The sequence below is a fragment of the Streptomyces chartreusis NRRL 3882 genome, assembly GCF_900236475.1.
GTDB classification, from domain to species: Bacteria; Actinomycetota; Actinomycetes; order Streptomycetales; family Streptomycetaceae; genus Streptomyces; species Streptomyces chartreusis_D.
The window spans coordinates 5,008,338-5,028,512 of record NZ_LT963352.1 but is presented as its reverse complement, the minus strand read 5'-3'; the positions used below and the strand labels follow the sequence as shown (position 1 = coordinate 5,028,512).

17 protein-coding genes are annotated in these 20,175 nt (G+C 71.2%); 7 read left to right on the top strand and 10 right to left on the bottom strand.

Going from position 1 to position 20,175, the window contains the following annotated elements; translation table 11 throughout:
• Positions 1-16 precede the first annotated feature (16 nt).
• Positions 17-964, top strand: coding sequence for a hypothetical protein (locus SCNRRL3882_RS22780; protein WP_231911158.1), 948 nt, complete (start codon positions 17-19; stop codon positions 962-964).
• A 33-nt stretch (positions 965-997) separates the two neighbouring features.
• Here the strand turns inward: SCNRRL3882_RS22780 and SCNRRL3882_RS22775 are convergent, their stop codons facing one another.
• Positions 998-1,456 carry a pyridoxamine 5'-phosphate oxidase family protein gene (locus SCNRRL3882_RS22775; protein ID WP_010035817.1) on the bottom strand — a complete coding sequence of 153 codons (459 nt, stop codon included), beginning with the start codon at positions 1,454-1,456 and terminating at the stop codon, positions 998-1,000.
• A 71-nt stretch (positions 1,457-1,527) separates the two neighbouring features.
• On the opposite strand from SCNRRL3882_RS22775, the gene SCNRRL3882_RS22770 reads away from it, so the two are divergent.
• Positions 1,528-2,211 carry a formylglycine-generating enzyme family protein gene (locus tag SCNRRL3882_RS22770; RefSeq protein ID WP_040902663.1) on the top strand — a complete coding sequence of 228 codons (684 nt, stop codon included), beginning with the start codon at positions 1,528-1,530 and terminating at the stop codon, positions 2,209-2,211.
• Positions 2,212-2,274: 63 nt separating this feature from the next.
• On the opposite strand, the gene SCNRRL3882_RS22765 is transcribed toward SCNRRL3882_RS22770, so the two are convergent.
• The 3 genes from SCNRRL3882_RS22765 to SCNRRL3882_RS22755 all read right to left on the bottom strand — a co-directional run bounded on the left by SCNRRL3882_RS22765 (position 2,275) and on the right by SCNRRL3882_RS22755 (position 7,558).
• The gene (locus tag SCNRRL3882_RS22765; RefSeq protein ID WP_029180893.1) at positions 2,275-3,252 is read right to left on the bottom strand and encodes an EamA family transporter; all 978 of its coding nucleotides are present in this window, start codon (positions 3,250-3,252) and stop codon (positions 2,275-2,277) included.
• Between the two features lie 179 nt (positions 3,253-3,431).
• Positions 3,432-4,568, bottom strand: a complete 1,137-nt coding sequence (locus tag SCNRRL3882_RS22760; RefSeq protein ID WP_010035825.1) for a lipid II:glycine glycyltransferase FemX — start codon at positions 4,566-4,568, stop codon at positions 3,432-3,434.
• 122 nt (positions 4,569-4,690) lie between these two features.
• Complete coding sequence (locus SCNRRL3882_RS22755; RefSeq protein WP_010035826.1) at positions 4,691-7,558, bottom strand: FAD-binding and (Fe-S)-binding domain-containing protein; 2,868 nt, start codon at positions 7,556-7,558, stop codon at positions 4,691-4,693.
• Positions 7,559-7,652: 94 nt separating this feature from the next.
• Between SCNRRL3882_RS22755 and serC the strand changes: the two genes are divergently transcribed.
• The gene (gene serC / locus SCNRRL3882_RS22750) at positions 7,653-8,771 is read left to right on the top strand and encodes a phosphoserine transaminase (protein WP_029180894.1); all 1,119 of its coding nucleotides are present in this window, start codon (positions 7,653-7,655) and stop codon (positions 8,769-8,771) included.
• A gap of 83 nt (positions 8,772-8,854) precedes the next feature.
• On the opposite strand, the gene SCNRRL3882_RS22745 is transcribed toward serC, so the two are convergent.
• From SCNRRL3882_RS22745 to SCNRRL3882_RS22725, 4 genes are all read right to left on the bottom strand, one after another.
• On the bottom strand, positions 8,855-10,453 hold the full coding sequence (locus SCNRRL3882_RS22745) for an alpha/beta hydrolase (RefSeq protein ID WP_010035828.1): 1,599 nt from the start codon (positions 10,451-10,453) through the stop codon (positions 8,855-8,857).
• A 952-nt stretch (positions 10,454-11,405) separates the two neighbouring features.
• Positions 11,406-12,920: a cellulase family glycosylhydrolase gene (locus tag SCNRRL3882_RS22735; RefSeq protein WP_010035830.1), complete on the bottom strand. Its 1,515-nt coding sequence runs from the start codon at positions 12,918-12,920 to the stop codon at positions 11,406-11,408.
• Between the two features lie 128 nt (positions 12,921-13,048).
• Entirely contained in the window at positions 13,049-13,867 is an 819-nt protein-coding gene (locus tag SCNRRL3882_RS22730; RefSeq protein WP_010035833.1) for an ABC transporter permease, read from the bottom strand.
• Positions 13,864-14,823 carry a daunorubicin resistance protein DrrA family ABC transporter ATP-binding protein gene (locus SCNRRL3882_RS22725; RefSeq protein ID WP_010035834.1) on the bottom strand — a complete coding sequence of 320 codons (960 nt, stop codon included), beginning with the start codon at positions 14,821-14,823 and terminating at the stop codon, positions 13,864-13,866. The genes SCNRRL3882_RS22730 and SCNRRL3882_RS22725 overlap by 4 nt, the downstream gene beginning before the upstream one ends.
• Before the next feature lie 110 nt (positions 14,824-14,933).
• On the opposite strand from SCNRRL3882_RS22725, the gene SCNRRL3882_RS22720 reads away from it, so the two are divergent.
• Positions 14,934-15,719, top strand: coding sequence for a TetR/AcrR family transcriptional regulator (locus tag SCNRRL3882_RS22720; RefSeq protein ID WP_010035837.1), 786 nt, complete (start codon positions 14,934-14,936; stop codon positions 15,717-15,719).
• A gap of 17 nt (positions 15,720-15,736) precedes the next feature.
• On the opposite strand, the gene SCNRRL3882_RS22715 is transcribed toward SCNRRL3882_RS22720, so the two are convergent.
• Positions 15,737-16,711: a hypothetical protein gene (locus SCNRRL3882_RS22715; protein ID WP_010035838.1), complete on the bottom strand. Its 975-nt coding sequence runs from the start codon at positions 16,709-16,711 to the stop codon at positions 15,737-15,739.
• Between the two features lie 137 nt (positions 16,712-16,848).
• On the opposite strand from SCNRRL3882_RS22715, the gene SCNRRL3882_RS22710 reads away from it, so the two are divergent.
• Positions 16,849-17,523 carry a GDSL-type esterase/lipase family protein gene (locus SCNRRL3882_RS22710; protein ID WP_010035839.1) on the top strand — a complete coding sequence of 225 codons (675 nt, stop codon included), beginning with the start codon at positions 16,849-16,851 and terminating at the stop codon, positions 17,521-17,523.
• On the opposite strand, the gene SCNRRL3882_RS22705 is transcribed toward SCNRRL3882_RS22710, so the two are convergent.
• Positions 17,511-18,260: an aminoglycoside nucleotidyltransferase ANT9 gene (locus tag SCNRRL3882_RS22705; protein ID WP_010035842.1), complete on the bottom strand. Its 750-nt coding sequence runs from the start codon at positions 18,258-18,260 to the stop codon at positions 17,511-17,513. The genes SCNRRL3882_RS22710 and SCNRRL3882_RS22705 overlap by 13 nt on opposite strands.
• Positions 18,261-18,350: 90 nt before the next feature.
• Here SCNRRL3882_RS22705 and SCNRRL3882_RS22700 point away from each other — a divergent pair, with 90 nt between their 5' ends.
• Together SCNRRL3882_RS22700 and SCNRRL3882_RS22695 are read left to right on the top strand one after the other, a co-directional pair.
• Positions 18,351-18,935 carry a Uma2 family endonuclease gene (locus SCNRRL3882_RS22700; RefSeq protein ID WP_010035845.1) on the top strand — a complete coding sequence of 195 codons (585 nt, stop codon included), beginning with the start codon at positions 18,351-18,353 and terminating at the stop codon, positions 18,933-18,935.
• Between the two features lie 61 nt (positions 18,936-18,996).
• On the top strand, positions 18,997-19,989 hold the full coding sequence (locus tag SCNRRL3882_RS22695; RefSeq protein WP_010035847.1) for an aldo/keto reductase: 993 nt from the start codon (positions 18,997-18,999) through the stop codon (positions 19,987-19,989).
• The last annotated feature ends 186 nt before the right edge of the window (positions 19,990-20,175 follow it).

Here is a 20,175-nt window from a genome sequence, read left to right as displayed (position 1 = left end):
CGGGGGAGACACAAGGATGAGCAACTGGAACCCGGGCGGGCAGCCGCCGCCGTACGGCCCGCACGGCGGACAGCCGTACCCACCGCCTCCGCCCGGGCCCCACCCGCCCGCACCCGGCCCCTACGGACCGCCGCAGCCGCCACCGGGCGGTGGCCATCCGCCCCATGTGCCGCACCCCTACGCACCCCACCCGATGCCACCTCAGGCGCCGCCGCCCGGCCCCTTCACACGGCTGCGGCGGCGGATCGGCCCCATCCACACCGCGCGCCGGGTCTTCAAGCCGTCCCGGCCGGACCTCGTGGAGGATCCGTTCATCGCGCGGATGCAGAAGATCCGTACGCTCGTGGGGCTCGGCGCGGTGGTGTGGGTGTCGGTGTCCTACAAGATCGCCCGCTCCGTCGAGGACGTCGCGGACGACCGGTTCCAGCAGTCGTGGATCAGCGTGCTGGTGCTGTCCGTGACGCTTCCGGTGGTCGTGGGCGTCCTGACGGCTCTCACCGCTCCGTCGGCCCGCCGGGACCTGCTGCGCCGGGCCGCGAAGTCGTTCGGTGCGATCCTGGCCCTCGTCGCCGCGGTCTTCGTCTTCCCGGCCACCATGCTCACCGGCTTCCTCGACGGGAAGTTCGCCACCAACCCGGTGATGTCCGTGGTCACTTGGGTGGTCATCGTGTTCATCCTGGTGTGGGTGACGCCGTTCATCTTCTGGGGCATCGGCCTGGCCCTGCTCCACGTGTTCCGCACGGCCGACATCCACCAGACCATGCCGCCGCTGCTCGCCATGACGCTGGTCTGGGAGATGGCGCTGATCGACGTCCTCACCGGGGCGTACGCGGGCGTGCCGGGGCCGGTGCGAGCGGTGTTCATGCTCGGGGCCCCGCTGTCCGTGACCGCGGTCGGGTTGTGGGAGCTGCGGCGGCTGCGGGTGCATTACGGGATCACGGTGCGGGGGGTGTTGGTGCGCTAGGGCGCCCCAGGGGTGCCCTGGGCCCCATCGGGCCTACCCGTCGATGTCGAGCGCCGTCCCGTACAGCCGGTCCACGTGCAACCGGACGACCACTCGCCGTTCGGCCACCAACTGCTCCAGGAACGCGCCTTCGTCCTCCGGCCTGGCCTCCTCCGGGATGATCCCGAGCAGCTCCCGCCCGACCTCGTCACCGGGAACCGTCGTGACCTCGGAAACCTCCGCCTCGCCCTCCGCGACGGCGAACGACCACACGTCACCGCCCTGCACATGCAGCGCCGCGCGCGGATCGTGGCGCAGCTGCCTGACCTTGACACGGTCGGCCGTCGTCGAGAACCGCACGATCCGGGCCCCGGGGTCCCAGCTGTAGACCATGGTGGTCAGATGGGGCCGACCGTTGCGCTTGACGGTGGCGAGAGTGCCGAACTGCTGCTTGCCGAGCAGGTCGGAGAGGGCTTCGTCGGACAGCGGGCGGGGTGCCGGGCCTTGAGTCATGACCAAGCCAACTTCGCCGCCCGCTCGGATATTTCACGTCCGGCGTCCGACCGCCGTTAGTGTGGCTCGGCATGGGGGCTGGTGTGGGTGCGGGGACCGGGATGGTGGCCGTTCCGCCGGGGCGGGTGACGCTGTCCGACCGGCGGACGCGGCGGAGTTGGGCGGTGGAGGTCGCGGCGTTCCGGATGTCGGCGTTCCCGGTCACTCAGGCGTGGTACGCCCAGGTCACCGGGGAGCGGCCGAGTGCCGCTCGCGGTGACCGGCTGCCCGTCGAGGGCGTGTCGTGGTGGGACGCGGTCCGGTTCTGCAACGCGCTGTCCCGGGCGGAAGGGCTGACGCCCGCGTACCGCCTGTGCGGTGAGTCCGAGCCGGTCGGCTGGGACACCTCCGGTGACGGGTACCGGCTGCCGACCGAGGCCGAGTGGGAGCACGCCTGCCGGGCCGGCAGCAGCGGGCCACGGTACGGGCGGCTCGACGAGATCGCCTGGTACCGCGGCACCTCACAGGAGCGCATCCGTCCCGTGGGCGGCAAGCAGCCCAACGCGTGGGGCTGCTACGACATGCTGGGCAATGTCTGGGAGTGGTGCTGGGACGTCTACGACGCCGAGGTCTACGGCACCTACCGGGTGCTGCGGGGCGGCGGCTGGGCCGACGAGCACTGGAGTTGCCGTGCTTCCGTTCGGCGCCGCAGTCATCCGACGTTCCGGATCGACGACGTGGGGTTTCGCGTGGCGCGCGCGCACCGGCCGGAGTGACGGCGCATCGGTCTGCGTGTTCCCTGCCCGGTGCCTCGCTCGACAGCGCGGCGGCGTGCCGGGCTAGCCCTCCAGAGCCGTGCTCTCCAGCGCCGCCTTCTTCCGGCGGTCGCGGCCGCGGCCGACCTGGGTCCGTACCGCTCCCATGCTCGCCGCGATGACGAGGGCGATCGCTGCGGCCTCCATGGCGGTGAGGGTCTGGTCGAGGAGGAGGAAGCCGGCCGTCGCGGCGATGGCCGGTTCCAGGCTCATGAGGATCGCGAAGGTGGAGGCGGGCAGGCGGCGCAGGGCGAGGAGTTCGAGGGTGTAGGGCAGGACCGAGGAGAGCAGGGCCACCGCCGCGCCCAGGCCGAGCGTCACCGGGTCGAGCAGCTTCGTCCCCGACTCGGCGATCCCCAGCGGCAGGAACAGCACCGCCCCCACCGCCATCGCCAGTGCCAGGCCGTCGGCCTGCGGGAAGCGGCGGCCCGTACGGGCACTGAAGATGATGTAGGTCGCCCACATGGCGCCGGCGCCCAGGGCGAAGGCCGCTCCTACGGGGTCGAGGCCGCTGAAGCCTCCCCCGCCGAGGAGGAAGACGCCGGCGAGGGCGAGGGCCGCCCAGACGACGTTGATCGCGCGGCGGGACGCCAGGACCGAGAGGGCGAGCGGGCCGAGGACCTCCAGGGTGACCGCCGGGCCCAGCGGGATGCGGGCGACGGCCTGGTAGAAGAGGCCGTTCATCGCGGCCATGGTGATGCCGAAGACGACGACCGTGCCCCAGTCGGTGCGCGAGTGGCCGCGCAGCCGCGGACGGCATACCAGCAGCAGGACGGCAGCCGCCACGAGCAACCGCAGCGCCACCACCCCGAGGGCGCCCGCCCTCGGCATCAGCATCACCGCCAGCGCACCGCCGAACTGCACCGAGATCCCACCCGCGAACACCAGGCCCACCGGCCCGAGGGAGCCCAGTCGGCCCGGTCGGCCCGGCCCGGCGGCCGGTGCGGTGGCAGCGGCGGTTGTCGCGGACTGGGGCGTGGTGACGCTTTCGGGGGTGGTCACGGGCGGTCCTGTGCTCGGCTCGGCTGTGTACTCGGCTGCGTTGCGTACACCGCCCTGCACGGTCTTGTGCATCACGATGTACTGTCAAGTCCAGAGTAATGGACTCGGTCAGGCGCGTAAACCGCTGATGCCACTGTCTCGGAATGCGGGCTCTCGAGGCTCCCCGGGTTCTCCGGCCCTCAGCGTCGGGCGAGGTACAGGCTCATCGCCTTGTGCAGCAGCCGGTTGATCGGGAAGTCCCACTCGCCGAGGTACTCGACGGCCTCGCCGCCGGTGCCCACCTTGAACCGGAGCAGCCCCAGCAGGTGGTTGGACTCCTCCAGCGTGTCGGTGATGCCGCGCAGGTCGTAGACGGCGGCGCCGAGTCCATGGGCGTCCGTCATCATGCGCCACTGCACGGCGCTGCTCGGCTGGACCTCGCGGCGGCGGCTGGTGGAGGCGCCGTAGGAGTACCAGACGTGCTCACCGACGGTGAGCATCGTCGCGGCGGCGAGCGCCTCGCCGTCGTGGTACGCGAGGTAGAGCCGCATACGGTCCGGGTGCTCGGCGGTGAGCGCGCTCCACATGCGCTGGAAGTAGGGCAGCGGGCGCGGGATGAAGCGGTCGCGCTCGGCGGTCTCGGAGTACAGCTCGTGGAAGGCCGGCAGATCCTCGTAGCCGCCGCGTACGACCTTCACGCCGGCCTTCTCCGCCTTGCTGATGTTGCGCCGCCACTGCTGGTTCAGACCGGCGCGGATGTCGTCCAGCGTGCGCCCGGCGAACGGCACCTGGAAGACGTACCGGGGCTGTCCCGCGGCGAAGCCGTCCTCGCCGCCGGGTTCGGTCTGCCGCCAGCCCATGCGGCGCAGGGTGTCCGCGACCTGGCCGGCACGCGGTTCGAACGACGTCGCCCGCACGTCGCGCAGCCGCCGGGCCGCCGGGTCCGCGATCGCCGCCTTGACCGCCTCGGCGCTCCAGCGGCGCACGGCGACCGGCGGGCCCATCCGCACCGCGAACGCGCCCCGGCTCCGGAGGTGGGCGATCATCGGCTCCAGCAGGTGTTCGAGGCCGGGTTCGTGCCAGTCGATGAGCGGGCCCTCGGGCAGGTACGCCAGGTACCGCGGCAGTCCGGGCAGCTTCGGCCCGGGCAGCGGGCGCAGCAGCACCAGTCCGGCGCCGACGAGCTGCCCGGCGTCGTCGAACCAGCCGAGGCTCTCCGCCCTCCAGTCGGGCTTCACCTCGCCCCAGGACGGGATCTGGGTGTGGCTGGCGGAGGGGCGGGCCGCGACGAACGCGAGATGCTCGTCACGGGTGATCGGCTGGACGCGGACGCTCATGCGCGGGCTCCTTCGAGTGGCTGGTGGCGAGAGCCTAGGAGCGGCCGCGCCCCTCCCCCGGCTCAGACACTCGGGTCCGCCCGTCCCGTGGCCCGAACGCCTCAAGCACGTCCACGTCGGTATCAGCCGCCCCCCTCCAGCGCCGCCGCCAGCACCTCCGCCAGATGCCTCCCCCGCACGCCCGCCAGCTGCTCCAGCTGCGTGCGGCAGGAGAAGCCGTCCGCCAGGACCACCGTGCCGTCGGGGGCGTCCCGCACGGATGGCAGGAGCTGTTCCTCCGCGCACGCGGTGGACACCTCGTAGTGGCCCTTCTCGAAGCCGAAGTTCCCCGCGAGGCCGCAGCAGCCGCCGCTCAGTTCGCCGGTGAGCAGCGCGGCCCGACGCAGCCGGCGGTCGGCGGCGTCGCCCAGCACCGCGTGCTGGTGGCAGTGGGTCTGGCCGGCCACCGGGCGGTCCACGCGCGGCGCCCAGCCGGGGGCGTGGCGTTCCAGCGTCTCCGCGAACGTGAGGACCTTGGCGGCGAGGCGGGCCGCGCGCGGGTCCTCGTGCAGCAGCTCGGGGACGTCCGTGCGGAGCGCCGCGGCGCAGCTCGGCTCCAGGACCACGACCGGGGCGTCGGTCTCCAGCACCGGTTCCATCAGGTCGAGCGTGCGGCGCATGACCGCGCGGGCACGGTCCAGCTGCCCCGTCGACACGTAGGTCAGCCCGCAGCAGACGCGCCCCCGGCCCCGCAGCAGGGACAGCGGGTCGAGCGCTACCGTCCTGCCGTCGCCCACCGGCGGTTTCGCCAGCCGCACGGTCGGCGGAAGCGCCACCCGCAACCCGGCCGCCTCCAGCACCCGCACCGCGGCCTGCCCCACGGAGGGCGCGAGGTACTCGGTGAACGTGTCCGGCCAGAGGATGACCAGCTCGCCCTGCGCGGAGGTGTGTCGCGCCCGTCGCCGCTCCCACCACCGGCTGAACGTCCGTGTCGCCACCCGGGGGATCTCCCGCTCGGGGGCGATCCCGCCCAGTCGTTTCGCCGCCCGGGCGAAGGGCCGCAGCCGGGCGAGGGCGTTGACCAGCCGCGCCGTGTGCGTACGGGCCACGGCTCGGAGCCACACCGGCAGCCGGCCCATCGAGTAGTGCGCGGCGGGCCGGCGCCGGCCGGCGTAGTGGTGGTGGAGGAACTCCGCCTTGTAGGTGGCCATGTCCACCTCCACCGGGCAGTCCGACCGGCAGCCCTTGCAGGACAGGCACAGGTCCAGCGCGTCCCGCACCTGTGTGGAGCGCCAGCCGTCGGTCACGACCTCACCGGCGAGCATCTCGTGCAGCAGCCGGGCCCGCCCGCGCGTGGAGTGCTGCTCCGCGCCGGTCGCCCGGAAGGACGGGCACATGACGGAGGAGCCGGACACCGATGCCGTACGGCATTTGGCGACGCCCACGCAGCGCCGCACCGCAGCCGGGAAGTCACCGCCGTCGGAGGGGTAGCCGAAGGCGACGTCGACGGGCTCGCGGGGGAGGACGGAGAAGCGCAGGTCCGTGTCCAGGGGCGCGGGGCGGACCAGCATCCCGGGGTTGAGCAGGTCGTCCGGGTCCCACACTCCCTTCACCCGCTCGAACAGGCCGACCATCTCCTGCCCGTACATCTTCGGCAGCAGCTCCGCCCGCGCCTGCCCGTCGCCGTGCTCCCCGGACAGCGAACCGCCGTGTGCCACCACCAGCTCGGCGAGCTCCTCCGAGAAGCGGCGGAACCGGGCGACACCAGGCTCGGTCAGCAGGTCGAAGTCGATACGGACGTGGATGCAGCCGTCCCCGAAGTGCCCGTACGGCGTGCCGCGCAGCCCGTGCGCGCCGAGCAGCGCCCGGAAGTCCCGCAGATACGCCCCGAGCCGGGCGGGCGGCACCGCGCAGTCCTCCCAGCCCGGCCAGGCCTCCCGCCCGTCCGGCATCCGCGTCGCCGTACCGCTCGCGTCCTCCCGGATCCGCCACAGCGCGCGCTGCCCGGCCGGGTCGGTGACCACCAGGGCGTCCACGCCATCGGCCGCCCGCACGATCGTCTCGGCACGCGTGCGTGCCTCGCCGGCCGACTCCCCGCCGGTCTCCACGAACAGCCAGGCCCCGCCCCGTGGCAGCGCGGCCGTGGACGGCACCAGGTCCGCCGCCATGCCCTCCACCGTCAGCGGGCGCAGCGGCAGCAGCCCGGCAGCGGCCTGCGCCGCCGCGCTCTCGTCGGCGTAGCCCAGCACGGCCAGCGCACGCGCGCGGGGTGCCTCGACCAGTCGTACGACCGCCTCCGTCAGCACGCCCAGCGTGCCCTCCGAACCGCAGAAGGAGCGGGCCACGTCGGCGCCCCGCTCGGGCAGCAGGGCGTCCAGCGCGTATCCGGAGATACGGCGGGGCAGCTCCGGGAAGCCCGTGCGCAACCGGGCCAGTTCGCCGTCCACCAGCTCCCGCAGACCGTCCGGCGCGCCGGCCCAGTCCCGCCCGAGCCGCAGCCGCCGCCCGCGCGCGGTGATCACGTCCAGCTCGCGCACACTGTCCGCGGTCGTCCCCCAGGCCACCGAGTGCGAGCCGCACGAGTTGTTGCCGATCATGCCGCCGAGCGTGCACCGGCTGTGGGTGGAGGGGTCGGGCCCGAACCGCAGCCCGTGCCCGGCCGCCGCCTCCTGGAGCCGGTCGAGCACCAGCCCCGGCTGCACGACGGCCGTACGCGTCTCGGGATCCAGGGCGACCAGCCGGTTCATGTGCCGGGTGAAGTCCAGCACCACCCCCGTCCCGGTCGCCTGCCCGGCGATCGACGTCCCCCCGCCCCGCGCCACCACCGGCACGCCGTGGGCCCGGCACACCTCCAGCACGGCGGCCACGTCGTCGGCGTCGCGCGGGGCGACGACGCCGAGTGGGACCCGGCGGTAGTTGGAGGCGTCCATGGTGACCAGCGCCCGGGAGGCGACGTCGAAGCGGACGTCACCTCGGACGGCCCTGCGCAGCCCGACCTCGAGATCCGTCATACGTCCAGCAAACCAGTCTCACGCCGCCACGAACCCCGTCTCACCCGACGGACCACGTTTCGCCCGGGTTTCCTCACCGGCTAACCTCCAGAGCGTGGCTGAGATCCAGATTCCTGCTGACATCAAGCCCGCCGACGGTCGATTCGGCGCGGGCCCCTCCAAGGTGCGGGTGGAGGCGCTGGACGCCCTGGCCGCGACCGGCACGTCCCTGCTCGGCACCTCCCACCGCCAGGCCCCCGTCAAGAACCTGGTCGGCAAGGTGCGTGAGGGCATCCGTGAGCTGTTCCAGCTCCCCGACGGGTACGAGGTGGTCCTCGGCAACGGCGGCTCCACCGCGTTCTGGGACATCGCGACGCACGGCCTGATCGAGAACAAGTCGCAGCACCTCAGCTTCGGCGAGTTCTCCTCCAAGTTCGCCAAGGCCGCCAAGCTCGCACCCTGGCTGGCCGAGCCGGACGTCATCTCCAGCGACCCGGGCACGCACCCCGAGCCGGTCGCCGAGGCGGGCGTCGACGTCTACGCCTTCACCCACAACGAGACCTCGACCGGTGTCGCCATGCCGATCAAGCGCGTGGCCGGCGCCGACGAGGGCGCCTTGGTGCTGGTGGACGCCACCTCCGGTGCCGGCGGCCTCCCCGTCGACATCGCCGAGACGGACGTCTACTACTTCGCCCCGCAGAAGTCCTTCGCCTCCGACGGCGGCCTGTGGATCGGCGTCTTCTCCCCGGCCGCGATCGAGCGCGCCGAGCGCGTCCACGCGTCCGGCCGGCACGTCCCCGAGTTCTTCTCGCTGCCGACGGCCATCGACAACTCCCGCAAGAACCAGACGTACAACACCCCGGCCCTCGCCACCCTGTTCCTCCTCAACGAGCAGCTGGAGTGGATCAACGGCCAGGGCGGCCTGGACTGGTCGGTCCGCCGCACCGCCACGTCCGCGCGGACGCTGTACGGCTGGGCCGAGGACGTCAAGTTCGCGAACCCGTTCGTCACCGACCCGGCCAAGCGCTCCCAGGTCATCGGCACGATCGACTTCACGGACGAGGTGGACGCCGCCGCCGTCGCCAAGGTCCTGCGGGCCAACGGCATCGTCGACACCGAGCCCTACCGCAAGCTCGGCCGCAACCAGCTGCGCGTCGCGATGTTCCCGGCGATCGACCCGGCGGACATCGAGGCCCTGACGAAGTGCGTCGACTACGTGATCGAGAAGCTGTGACCTTCTCCCGCACGTGACAGAGGGCGCCCCGCGAGTGCGGGGCGCCCCTTTGCGTCATGTCGGGCGATGCTCACCCCGGCACGTCAGACCCCGGACCCCAGGATCCCGCGCAGGGTGTTGCCGACCGTGGCAACGGCCGACTGGGCCGTGCTCGGCGTCTTCCCCGCCGTGGCCTGCGGCTTCGGGTCGGGCGTCTTCTGGCAGACCGCGTCGGCCACGCCGCTGCCGTGCGGCACCTTGCCGCTGGTGAGGTACGTCGCCAGGTACTTGTCGAGGCAGGCGTTGCCGCCCAGCGTGATGCCGTGGTTGCCGCCGCCCTGCTCCACCACCAGGCTGGAGCCCTTCAGCAGCCGGTGCATGGTGACACCGCCCTGGTACGGGGTGGCCGCGTCGTCCGTCGCCTGGAACAGCAGCACCGGCGGGAGCTTGGCATTGGCGACGTTCACCGGCTTCAGCGACTTCGTCGGCCAGAACGCGCACGGCGCGTTGTACCAGGCGTTGTTCCAGGCCATGAACGGCGCCTTCTCGTACACCGCCCAGTTGTCCTTGCGCCACTGGTTCCAGTCGCGCGGCCAGGACGCGTCACGGCACTGCACCGAGGTGTACACGCTGTAGCCGTTGTCGCCGGAGGCGTCGATGGCGGCGATGTTGTCGTACGCCTTGACCAGCGCAGCGGTGTCGTGGTTGTTGACGTACGCCGCGAACGTCTGGGCGAGGGTGGGCCAGTAGCCGTTGTTGTAGCCGCCGGGTATGAAGATGTCCTCCAGCTCGGAGGCGCCGACCTTGCCGCCCGCCGGCTTCTTGGCCAGGGCCGCCCGCATGGCGTACCACTTGGCCTCGACCTTCTTCGGGTCGGTGCCGAGCTTGTACGTGGAGTCGTACTTGGCGATCCACGCCATGAGCGCCTTGTGGCGCTTGTCGAAGGCGTAGTCCTGCTGGATGTTGTCCTCGTACCAGACCCCGGTCGGGTCGACGATCGAGTCCAGCACCAGGCGCCGTACCCGCTCGGGGTACAGCTTGCCGTAGACCGCGCCGAGGTAGGTGCCGTACGAGTAGCCGAAGTAGTTGATCTTCTTGGCGCCGAGGGCCTTGCGGATCGAGTCCATGTCCTTCACGGCGCTGACCGTGTTCATGTACGGCAGGACGTCCGCGTACTTCTTGCCGCAGGCCTGGGCGAAGGACTTGGCGCGCTCCAGGTTGGCCTTCTCGATCGCCGGCGTGCTGGGTACGGAGTCGGGGCGCACGGGGTTGAAGTAGCCCGGCTTGCAGTCCAGGGCGGGCTGGCTCTTGCCCACGCCGCGCGGGTCGAAGCCGATGACGTCGTACTGGGCCGCGACCTCCTTCGGCAGGGAGGACGCGACGAAACCGGCCAGGGTCAGGCCGCTGCCGCCGGGGCCCCCGGGGTTGACCAGCAGCGGGCCCTGGTACGTCTTGGCGGTGTGCGGCACGCGCGACAGCGCCAGCGTGATCTGCTTCCCCTGCGGCTTCGCGTAGTCGAGCGGCACTTTCACCGACGCGCACTGGAGCGTCGGGTAGTCCTCCGTGCCGCACTTCTTCCACGTGACTTTCGCGGCCCGGGCGGTGTTCGCGGAGTGCGACGCGCTGGCGTTGGCGGGGACGGCGGTGAGCGTCCCGGCCAGGACGACGGTCGCGCCGCACAGGACGGCTGCGCTTCTTCTCATGGAGTTCTCTCAGAACGGTGAGGGGTTCAGGACCGCGTGTCACACGGTCCGTGCCGCATCGTTTCGGAAGAGCACGCCATGCCAGTACGCATTCGACCAAGACTTGACCGAATCGAGTCGTTCTCTACGCGCAAACCCCCTGAAAACAGGGGCTGTTGGACCATCGCGAACTACCCGCAGGAAAAGCGCAGGCCGCGATGAGAGGGGCGCCCGGAATACCCAAGCGCCCCTGGCAGGTCAGCCCGCGAGAGGCGGGAGGAGGCCGATGCTCTGGTCCTGCCCTCCCTCCGCCACCTGGCCGTCGCACTTGGTCTCCGTCGTGGTGTTCTGGGGCCCGAACAGGACAGTCCAGACGACCCCTTCGATCCCCTGCCGCTCAGTGCGGGACGTGTAGCACGAAGAACTCTGGCCATCTTTACGGTCCGGCGGCGCAGTCGTGTCGGCCGCTACGGGCGCGGCGGAGGTCAGGGCTGCCGCGAGGACGATGACAGCCGCGCCAGCCGAGTGCGCGAGGGATCGGGGCATCCAGTGCAATCGTGGAGTTTTCATGATCACACAGTGAGCGGAAAAGCGCCCTGGAGGAAGGCTGACGGCCCTTCGGCCGGGCAAGTCAACCCGATGGTGTGAGTCACCGAGGAGGCTCGAGCGGGCGGGCAGGGGAAAGGCCCACGTCAAAGGTCAGGGGCCGCGGTGAACCGGATGGGCCGTTCGGCGGAGCGGGCTACGGCGGGGAAGCTCACGTCCGGCGGGTGGAGGGCTGGGGAGGCAGCATCACGCCTCCACTGCGTGGGAGGCTCGTGTCGCTCGACGACTCCTGTCCTGTGTGCCACGCATTGGCCTGATGAAGAGCCATACGGTTCAACGTACGCCGCTGCGGGGCGGGCCGGCACGGAATCCGCCGCATCAGCGGAAGGGGCGCCCGGCGAGCACCGGGCGCCCCGTCACACCGGCGTCATGTCGCCGTGCACCTCACACTCGGTACGGCCCCGCCCCCGGGAGTACCTCCGAAGCCGAAGCTCGCCGAACCGCCCACCGGCACGGTCCCGTTGTGCGCGGCGTTCACGGCCGTCACGCTCGTCCCGCTCTGCGTGTACGACGCGTTCCACATGCTGGTGACCTTCTCCGCACCGCTCCACGCCCAGGTGACCTGCCAGGACTTCAGCGGCGCACTGCCCGTGTTGGTCACCTTCACCTCGGCGTTGAAGCCGCCGCCCCAGTCGCTGCTCACCGTGTAGGCGGCGGTGCAGGCAGCCGTGCCGCCGGGGTCACCCGGCCCGCCGGGACCCGGCCCGGAACCGCCGCCCTCGAACCCCGGCGCCTTGATCGCCTTGAGGTACCCGTCCTTCGCGGTGTCCACCGTCTGCCAGTCGTCCTTGAGGATGCCCCCCGTGTCGCCCGAGTTGGGGTTCCAGGTCCAGAACGTCCAGTGGAAGCTGTCGGCGCCGTACGCCGACGTCGAGCGCAGGTACGTCACCAGCGCGGACAGCCACTTCTGGTCCACCGCCGGCTGGAGCGTCGTACCGAACTCGCCGAGCCACACCGGCGCGATGTCCTGCTTGAAGATGTAGCCCCAGTACTTGTCCCAGATCCCCGGCATGTTGGCGGGGAAGGACGGGTCGCTGAACCACGACTGCTGGGCCACCGACGTGGCGTAGTCATGGGCCGAGTACACGAGCCGGTTCGGGACGTCCAGCTGGACCGGGTACTGGGCGACGCCCATGAGGTTGCCGCCCCACCAGCCGTTGGCGCCGTTGAACGACTGCACGCCCTCGACCATGATCAGCAGCTCGGGATTGACCGACAGCACGGCGTTGCCCGCGCGCTGGGCGGCCAGCCGCCAGTCCCGGGTGGTGTCGCCGCAGCCCCAGCAGGCCGGGTCGTGGGGCTCGTTGTGCAGGTCGATGCCGACCACGGTGGGGTTGCCCTTGTACCGCGCCGCCAGGGACTTGAGGTTGGTGATCCAGGTCGACTCGGGGACCGACGCCGTGTACCAGAGCGCCGACTGGCCCGCCGCGTCCGGGCGGTGCCGGTCGAGGACGATCTTGAGGCCGGCCTGCCCGGCGTACGCCACGATCCGGTCCAGTACCTGGAGCGAGGTCAGGCCCCGCAGGTCGGTGTTCTTGCCGTCGTGGTTGATGCTGTCGGGCATGGTGCCGGGCTTGAGGATGTCGTCGCTGTAGGGCATCCGGATGGTGTTGTAGCCCAGCGACTTCATCTGGTCGATCATGCTCTTGTAGTCGCGGGTCCACAGCCCGTGGACGACGTGGATGTCGGTCTCGAAGCCGAACCAGTTGATGCCGGCGATACGGACCGGCTGCCCGGCCGCGTCCAGGATCTGCCGGCCGCTGGTGTGCCAGTAGCCGGCGCCGGCCTGCGCGTCGACGTCGGCGTGTGCCGACTGGGTACCGGCCAGGGGTAACAGGAGCGCCGCGGCGACGCACAGCGCTCTTCGCAGAGTGCGGAACATGGCTGCTTCCTCTCGGAGGAGGCGCGGCCCCGGAACTGATGGGAGCGCTCCCATGTGCGCCGCGCACCTCCCAGGAAACTGACGCACCATGAGCACGTCAACCCTCCGGGAGGTGCGGGTTCCGCTCGCTAGCGGCTCAGTTTCCGGAACCGCCGCACGGCGAGCGGCAGGAAGACGAGCGTCAGGATCACCGGCCACACCCCGGCCATCAGCAGCGCGTGCTGCTCGACCCAGGTGTCACCGCCGACCGGCGTGCCGAACAGCTCGCGGGTCGCCGCCGCCGTGGAGGAGATCGGGTTCCAGACCGCCACCCAGCCCAGCCAGTCGGGCATGAGCTGCGGCGCGACGAAGATGCTGGAGATCATCGTCAGCGGGAAGGCGACCGCGAACAGGCCGCCCGCCGCCTCCGGGTTGGGCACGAGCAGGCCGAGCCACACCCCGATCCAGATCAGCGCGAACCGCAGCCACAGCAGCAGCCCGAACGCGGCCAGGAAGCCGAGGCCCCCGTCCGGCCGCCAGCCCATGGCGAGCGCGGTGAGCATCATGATCGCCAACTCGGCGCAGGCGACGAGCAGATCGGTCACGCCGCGCCCGGCCACCACGGCGGAGGACGCCATCGGCATGGAGCGGAAGCGGTCGATGACGCCTTTGGTGGAGTCGTAGACCACGAGGGTCGCCGTGTTGATGAAGCCGAACGCCATGGTCATCGCGAACATGCCCGGCATCAGGTAGTCCTTGTAGTCTCCGCCGCCCGGCACCTGCATGGCGCTGCCGAAGACATAGCCGTAGAGCAGCACGGAGAGGATCGGGAAGCCCAGCTGCCAGGCGATGTTGACGGGCTGGCGCCGGTAGTGGGTCAGACCGCGGCGGACGATGTTCCAGCAGTCGGCGAGCAGCCAGTAGATGCGGCCGCGCGCGGCGGGCGGGCTCAGGTCGACGGCACTCATGCTGCGGCGCCCTCCTCGGTCCGGTGTCCGGTCAGGCGCAGGAAGACATCGTCGAGGCTGGGCCTGCGCAGCCCGATGTCCTCGACGCGGACACCCTCGTCCTGGAGGGTCCGCGCCACTTCGGTGAGCGCCGTGACCCGGTCGGTGACCGGGGCGTGCACCCGCAACTCGGTGTCGTCCGCCTCGGGTTCGCCGTCCGCGACCCGGGCGACCACCTTCACCACCCGCGGGATCTCGGCGCGCTCGGCGACCACCACCTCGATGCGGTCGCCGCCGACCAGGTTCTTCAGTCCGTCCGGGGTGTCGTCGGCGATGGCCCGCCCCTGGTCGATGACGGTGATGCGGGAGGCGAGCCGGTCGGCCTCCTCCAGGTACTGCGTGGTGAGCAGCACGGTCGTGCCGCCCGCCACCAAGGCCCGGACGGAATCCCAGACTTCCCCGCGGCTACGGGGGTCGAGACCGGTCGTCGGCTCGTCGAGGAAGAGGACGGCCGGGGCGAGGATCATCGACGCGGCGAGGTCGAGGCGGCGCCGCATGCCGCCGCTGTACTTGCCGACGCCCCGGTCGGCGGCGTCGGCCAGGTCGAACTGCTCCAGCAGTTCGGTCGCCCGGAGCCTGGCCCGCCTGCCGCCCAGGTGGAAGAGCCGGCCGAACATCTCCAGGTTCTGCCGGCCGGTGAGCACCTCGTCCACCGCCGCGTACTGCCCGGTGAGCCCGATCCGGCCCCGCACCTCGCGGGGCTGCCGGGACACGTCCAGCCCGGCGACGGTCGCCCTGCCCCCGTCCAGCCGGATCAGCGTGGACAGGATGCGGACGGCGGTGGTCTTGCCCGCCCCGTTCGGCCCGAGCAGGCCGTGCACCGTTCCCTCGCGTACCGCCAGATCGAAACCGTCGAGGGCGCGTTTCTCGCCGTACCGCTTCTCCAGCGCCTCGGCCCGCACCGCGTATCCGTCCATGCCGCCCCTCCCGTGTGCTCGTGCCCTGCGTCGACACCGAACTGGGTACAGCGTACCCGATTGCGCGTACACCGTACCCAGTTTTTTGCGGGGGACCTAAGCTGTTCTCCATGGAACGCGGCACGAGCAGCACAGGCGGTACGGAGACCAGTGGCAGCGGCGATATCGCCCGCACCCTCGAACTGCTGTGGGACACCGGCCGGCGTCCCAGTCGCGGCCCCAAGCCGACCCTGACCCTGGACCGGATCGTGGAAGCGGCCGTCCAGGTCGCGGACACGGAAGGCCTGGAGGGGTTCTCCATGCGCCGCGTCGCCGCCGAACTCGGCACCGGCACCATGTCCCTCTACCGGTACGTCCCCGGCAAGGGCGAGCTGCTCGACCTGATGCTGGACCGGGTCCAGCGCCCCTCGGAGAATCCGGCCGACCTGGGCGACGGCGGCTGGCGCGCCGCCCTGGAGGCCCTGGCCCACGAGACGCTCGCCCTCTACCGGCGCCATCCCTGGCTGCTCCAGGTCAACCAGTCCCGCCCGATCCTCGGCCCGAGCGCCCTGGACGGCATGGAGAGGGTCCTCACCCGGATCCGCCCGATGGGGCTCACCGACCCCGAACTGGTCTCCGCGATCATCATGATCGACGGGTATGTCGTCGGGGCCGCGCGCACGCAGCTCTACCAGCAGGAGGCGGAGCGCCGGACGGGCCTGACGGACACGGAGTTCTGGCAGGCACAGGTGCCGGTACTGGAGAAGGTCCTGGCCTCGGGCCGCTACCCGGTGATGGCGTCACTCTCCGAGGACACGTTCGGGCCCGACTTCGACCACTTCGGGTTCGGTCTGCAGCGGATCCTGGACGGGCTGGAAGTACTCGTGGCGCAACGCCGGGGCGAGTCGGCCTCGTAGGCCGCCACCGGCAGGCCCTACCGGCGCCGCCTCAGCCCGCGCAGACCGAGCAGGGCGGCGCAGGCCACGGCCACGGCGATGGCGCCGGTCTTGAGATTGCCGCTGAGTCCGTCCCCGCTGCCGCCGCCGTCCCGGGCGGCCGAACTCCCTCCGCCGGACGAGGATCCGGGGTCACCGGGCGCGTCCTGTCCCTCCACCGAACTGTCCGCCCCCTCGGCCCCGTACATGAGCCTCGTCCCGTCGGCGGTGTAGGTGACGGACTCCCCCTGCCCGAGGAACGGCACGCCGAGCCGCTCCTTCCGCTTGATCTTCCCGCCGTTCCAGTCGTACGCGATCGCGCCGAAGTAGCTGCGGACGACGAGGTGTCGGCCGTCCGGGGAGAGCGTGGCGTCGGTGGCCTCCAGGTCGGGCACGGCGGCGACGGGCCGGAAGACGTTCGTGCCCGAGGCGGAGAGCTCGGCGGGCCCCTCGTACAGGTGCCCGCCCTTCTCGTTCTTGTCGACGATGTAGACCCGGCCGGTCTTCGGGTGCACGACGAGGGACTCGGCGTCGCGGGGCCCGTCGGAGTACTTCACGACGTACTGCGTGGCCCGGATCGTCTGGTCCTTCAGCGTCTTCGGCTCGGGCAGCTCGTAGATCCACACGTGGGGCCAGCTGCCGCCGAGGTTGTCGCCTGTGTCGCCGACGTAGATCCGGTTGCCCGGGCCGATGGAGATGGCCTCGACGTCCCGGGGCGTTCCGACGCCGGTGAGGGTGAGGCGGGCGACGGTCTCGCCCGTGCTGCTGTCGACGGCGTAGATGTAGGGGCCGTCGTCGCTGTCGTTGTGCGTCCAGTAGATGCCGGGGTGGAGACGGGAGGCGGCCAGACCGCTGGACTCGGTGATGCGCGGATCCTTGATCGTGAAGTCCTCGTCGGCGTCCGCGGCGGAGGCGGGCACGGCGAAGGCGCCCGCGAGGAGGGCCGCGGCGAGGATGGCGAACGGTCGGCGCATGCCCCCAAGCCTGCCATCCCGCTCCCCGGTTCATCGCCGCTAACGGATCACAGGGGTCGGCGGGTTGGTGGGGCCGGGCCATGGCGCGTGGTCCGACTCACACCCCGTGCGGCGGCTCGATCGTTCATGATGAGCGGATGCTCAGGTTCATGCCCGTCGGTGACTCCATGACGATCGGGAGCGCGGGCGAACACACGTGGCGCTACCGGATGTGGCAGCACCTGTGCCGTTCCTACGGCGGCCCCTTCACGCTGGTCGGCCCGCGCGAGACGCTCCACGACAAGCTCGCCGACGCCCCGACCTCCCACGCGTACGCCGATCCGGACTTCCCGCGGGCCCACCTGGCCGGCTGGGGCGAGGGCTGGCTGCACATGGCGCCGCTGATCGGCGAGGCGGTGCGGTCGTGCCGCGCGGACGTCCTCCTGGTCTCCCTCGGCCTGATCGACCTGGGCTTCTACACGAACGCCGAGCAGACCGCCGAGAACGTGAGGGCCTTCACCGCCGAGGCGCGGGCGGCGAACCGGCGGGTGCGGATGGTGTGGCTGCCGGTGACCCCGAACGTGCGGGCCGAGTCCGACCGGGCCTTCGCCGCCGAGGTCGCCCGCTTCAACGAGCTGCTGGCGAAGACGGCCGCGGACCTCGACGAGCCCGGCTCGCCCGTCCTCCTGGCCTCGTCCCCACCGTCGTACGACATCCACGCCGACACCTACGACGGCACCCACCCCAACGCGAGCGGCGAGCACAAGATCGCGGCGGCCTTCGCGGCGGCGATGCACCAGGCCTGGGACCTCGACGAGCCCTACGACGGGTGACTCTCCGTGATCATCCGGGCCAGGAACTCGGCGCAGGGCCGGGGCGCCAGGTCGTCCCAGCGCTCCGCCTCCTCCCCCAGGTAGACGGCCCGGGCGCGGGCGAGGACGGGCCGGTGCTCGGCTGGGAGCCGGTCGAGCGCCCACGCGGCTGCCGCGTCCTTCGAGCGGATGGTCCCGGTGGTGAGGGTGGTCCAGATCCTGGCCAGGGTGAGCAGCACGTTGCGGGTGTCGGAGTCCAGCTCGGCCATCAGCTCCGGCACGCCGGCGACGATGGCGCGCCTGAGGTCGTCGTGCGGCACGGGGTCCAGGAGCTCGGCGGGCGGCGGCCCGTGGAGCGGGACGTCGGCGCGCAGGACCATCGTGAGGACAGGCGCGAGGTCGGGGCTGGGTTCGGGGACCGGGGTCACTCCGCGCTCGTAGTCCTCGCGCAGCCAGTCGCCGTAGAGGAAGTCGCAGGTGGGCGGGTAGCGCCAGGGTCGTACGTCGTCCTGTACGACGACGATCAGCTCGACGTGCCGCCGCCCGTCCACACCGGACACCTTGAGCAACTCCTCGACCAGGGCCCGGCGTTGGGCGTGCGCGATGCGGTCCCTCACGACGGCCAGGACGTCGATGTCACTGTGCGGGCGCAGGCCGCCGAGGGTGGCGGAGCCGTGCAGGTAGATACCGAGGACGGAGTCGCCGAGGGTGGTGCGGAGGAGCTGGACGAGGTGGTCGGTGGCGGGCTGCTCTGGCATATGCGCTCTTCCCCGTGTCGTGGTCACCGTGCGTATCGTTGTACCGCGCGGCTGCTCACGTCCATGGGGCGGCAGGGGAGGAGCGCCACGATGACCGTCCTTGAAGACAGGATCGACATGGCCGAGGCAGACGACGAGCTGACTTTGGACGAGCTGTTCGAGTCGCTCGAGCGGACCACCCCCGAGGGTTACAAGGTCGAGATCGTCGAGGGGGCCATCTTCATGTCGCCGCAGCGGGACACGCACTGGGAGATCATCCTGGACATTGTCGAGCAACTGCGTACCAAGTACCCGCGCAAGCGCGTGAAATCGGATGTCCGCGTCGACTATCCGGGGCACCTCAACGGATTCGCCTCCGACGTGACCCTCGTGGCCGAGGGAGCCGAGAAGAACGAGAAGGGCCTCTGGCACTGCCAGGACATCGAGTTCGTGGCCGAAGTCATCTCGAAGGGCACGGCCCACAACGACTACGGCCCGAAGAAGACCGCCTACGCCCTCGCCGAAGTCCCCGTCTACCTCATCGCCGACCCGTACCAGGGCAAGTGCCACCTGTACACCCAGCCCAAGGACGGCGACTACCTGACGGAGACGACGGTCACCTTCGGCGGGAGCGTCGACCTCACCATCACGGAGATCGGCCTCACCCTCAAGACCGACGAGTTCCCCCGCGACTGATCGCCCTTCGAGGTCACCGCGTGCTTGCTTGGAGCGCACTTCAAGACGTTGGCTTGGGCGCATGAAGTACACGCAGCTCGGACGCACGGGACTCAAGGTCAGCCGGCTCGTCCTCGGCACCATGAACTTCGGCCCGCAGACCGACGAGGCCGACAGCCACGCCATCATGGACGCGGCGCTGGACGCCGGCATCAACTTCTTCGACACCGCCAACGTCTACGGCTGGGGCGAGAACAAGGGCCGTACCGAAAGCATCATCGGCAACTGGTTCGCCAAGGGCGGGGGACGGCGCGACAAGGTCGTCCTCGCCACGAAGGTGTACGGCAACATGGGCGCCGACGGCCCGGCCTGGCCGAACCACGACAAGCTCTCCGCCGTCAACATCCGGCGGGCCGTGGACGCCAGCCTGAAGCGGCTCCAGACCGACTACATCGACGTGTACCAGTTCCACCACGTCGACCGGGACACCCCCTTCGAGGAGATCTGGCAGGCGATCGACGTCCTGGTCCAGCAGGGCAAGATCCTCTACGTCGGGTCGTCGAACTTCCCCGGCTACAAGATCGCCCAGGCCAACGAGATCGCCGCCCGGCGCGGCGGGACCATCGGGCTGGTCAGCGAGCAGTGCCTGTACAACCTCGCCGAGCGGCGCGCCGAGATGGAGGTCGTCCCGGCCGCGCAGGAGTACGGCCTGGGCGTCATCCCGTGGTCGCCGCTGCACGGCGGTCTGCTGGGCGGTGTCCTCAAGAAGGAGGTCGAGGGCAAGCGCCGTGCCTCCGGCCGCGCGGCCGACGCGCTCGCCGACCCCGGCACCCGCGCGCGGATCCAGTCCTACGAGGACCTGCTCGACAAGCACGGCATCGAGCCCGGCGAGGCCGCCCTGGCATGGCTGCTCACCCGCCCCGGCGTGACCGGCCCGATCGTCGGCCCCCGCACCTGCGAACAGCTCGCCTCCGCCGTGCGCGCGGCCGAGCTGGAGCTGTCCGAGGAGCTTCTGACAGGCCTGGACGAGATCTTCCCGGGCCCGGGCCCGTCGCCGGAGGCCTTCGCCTGGTAGCTCCGTGAGGGCGACGTCCTCAGGGGCGCGGGGAACTGCGCGACCGGCTCCCACCGGCCCGCAGCCGGCACACAACCGTCCGCGGTTCCCCCCTCGGCCCTACCTCCCGAGCACGGAAGCGAGGGCGACGACGAGGAACATCAGCACAAGCACACCGGCCATGATCCGGTTCCGGGTTTTCGGGTC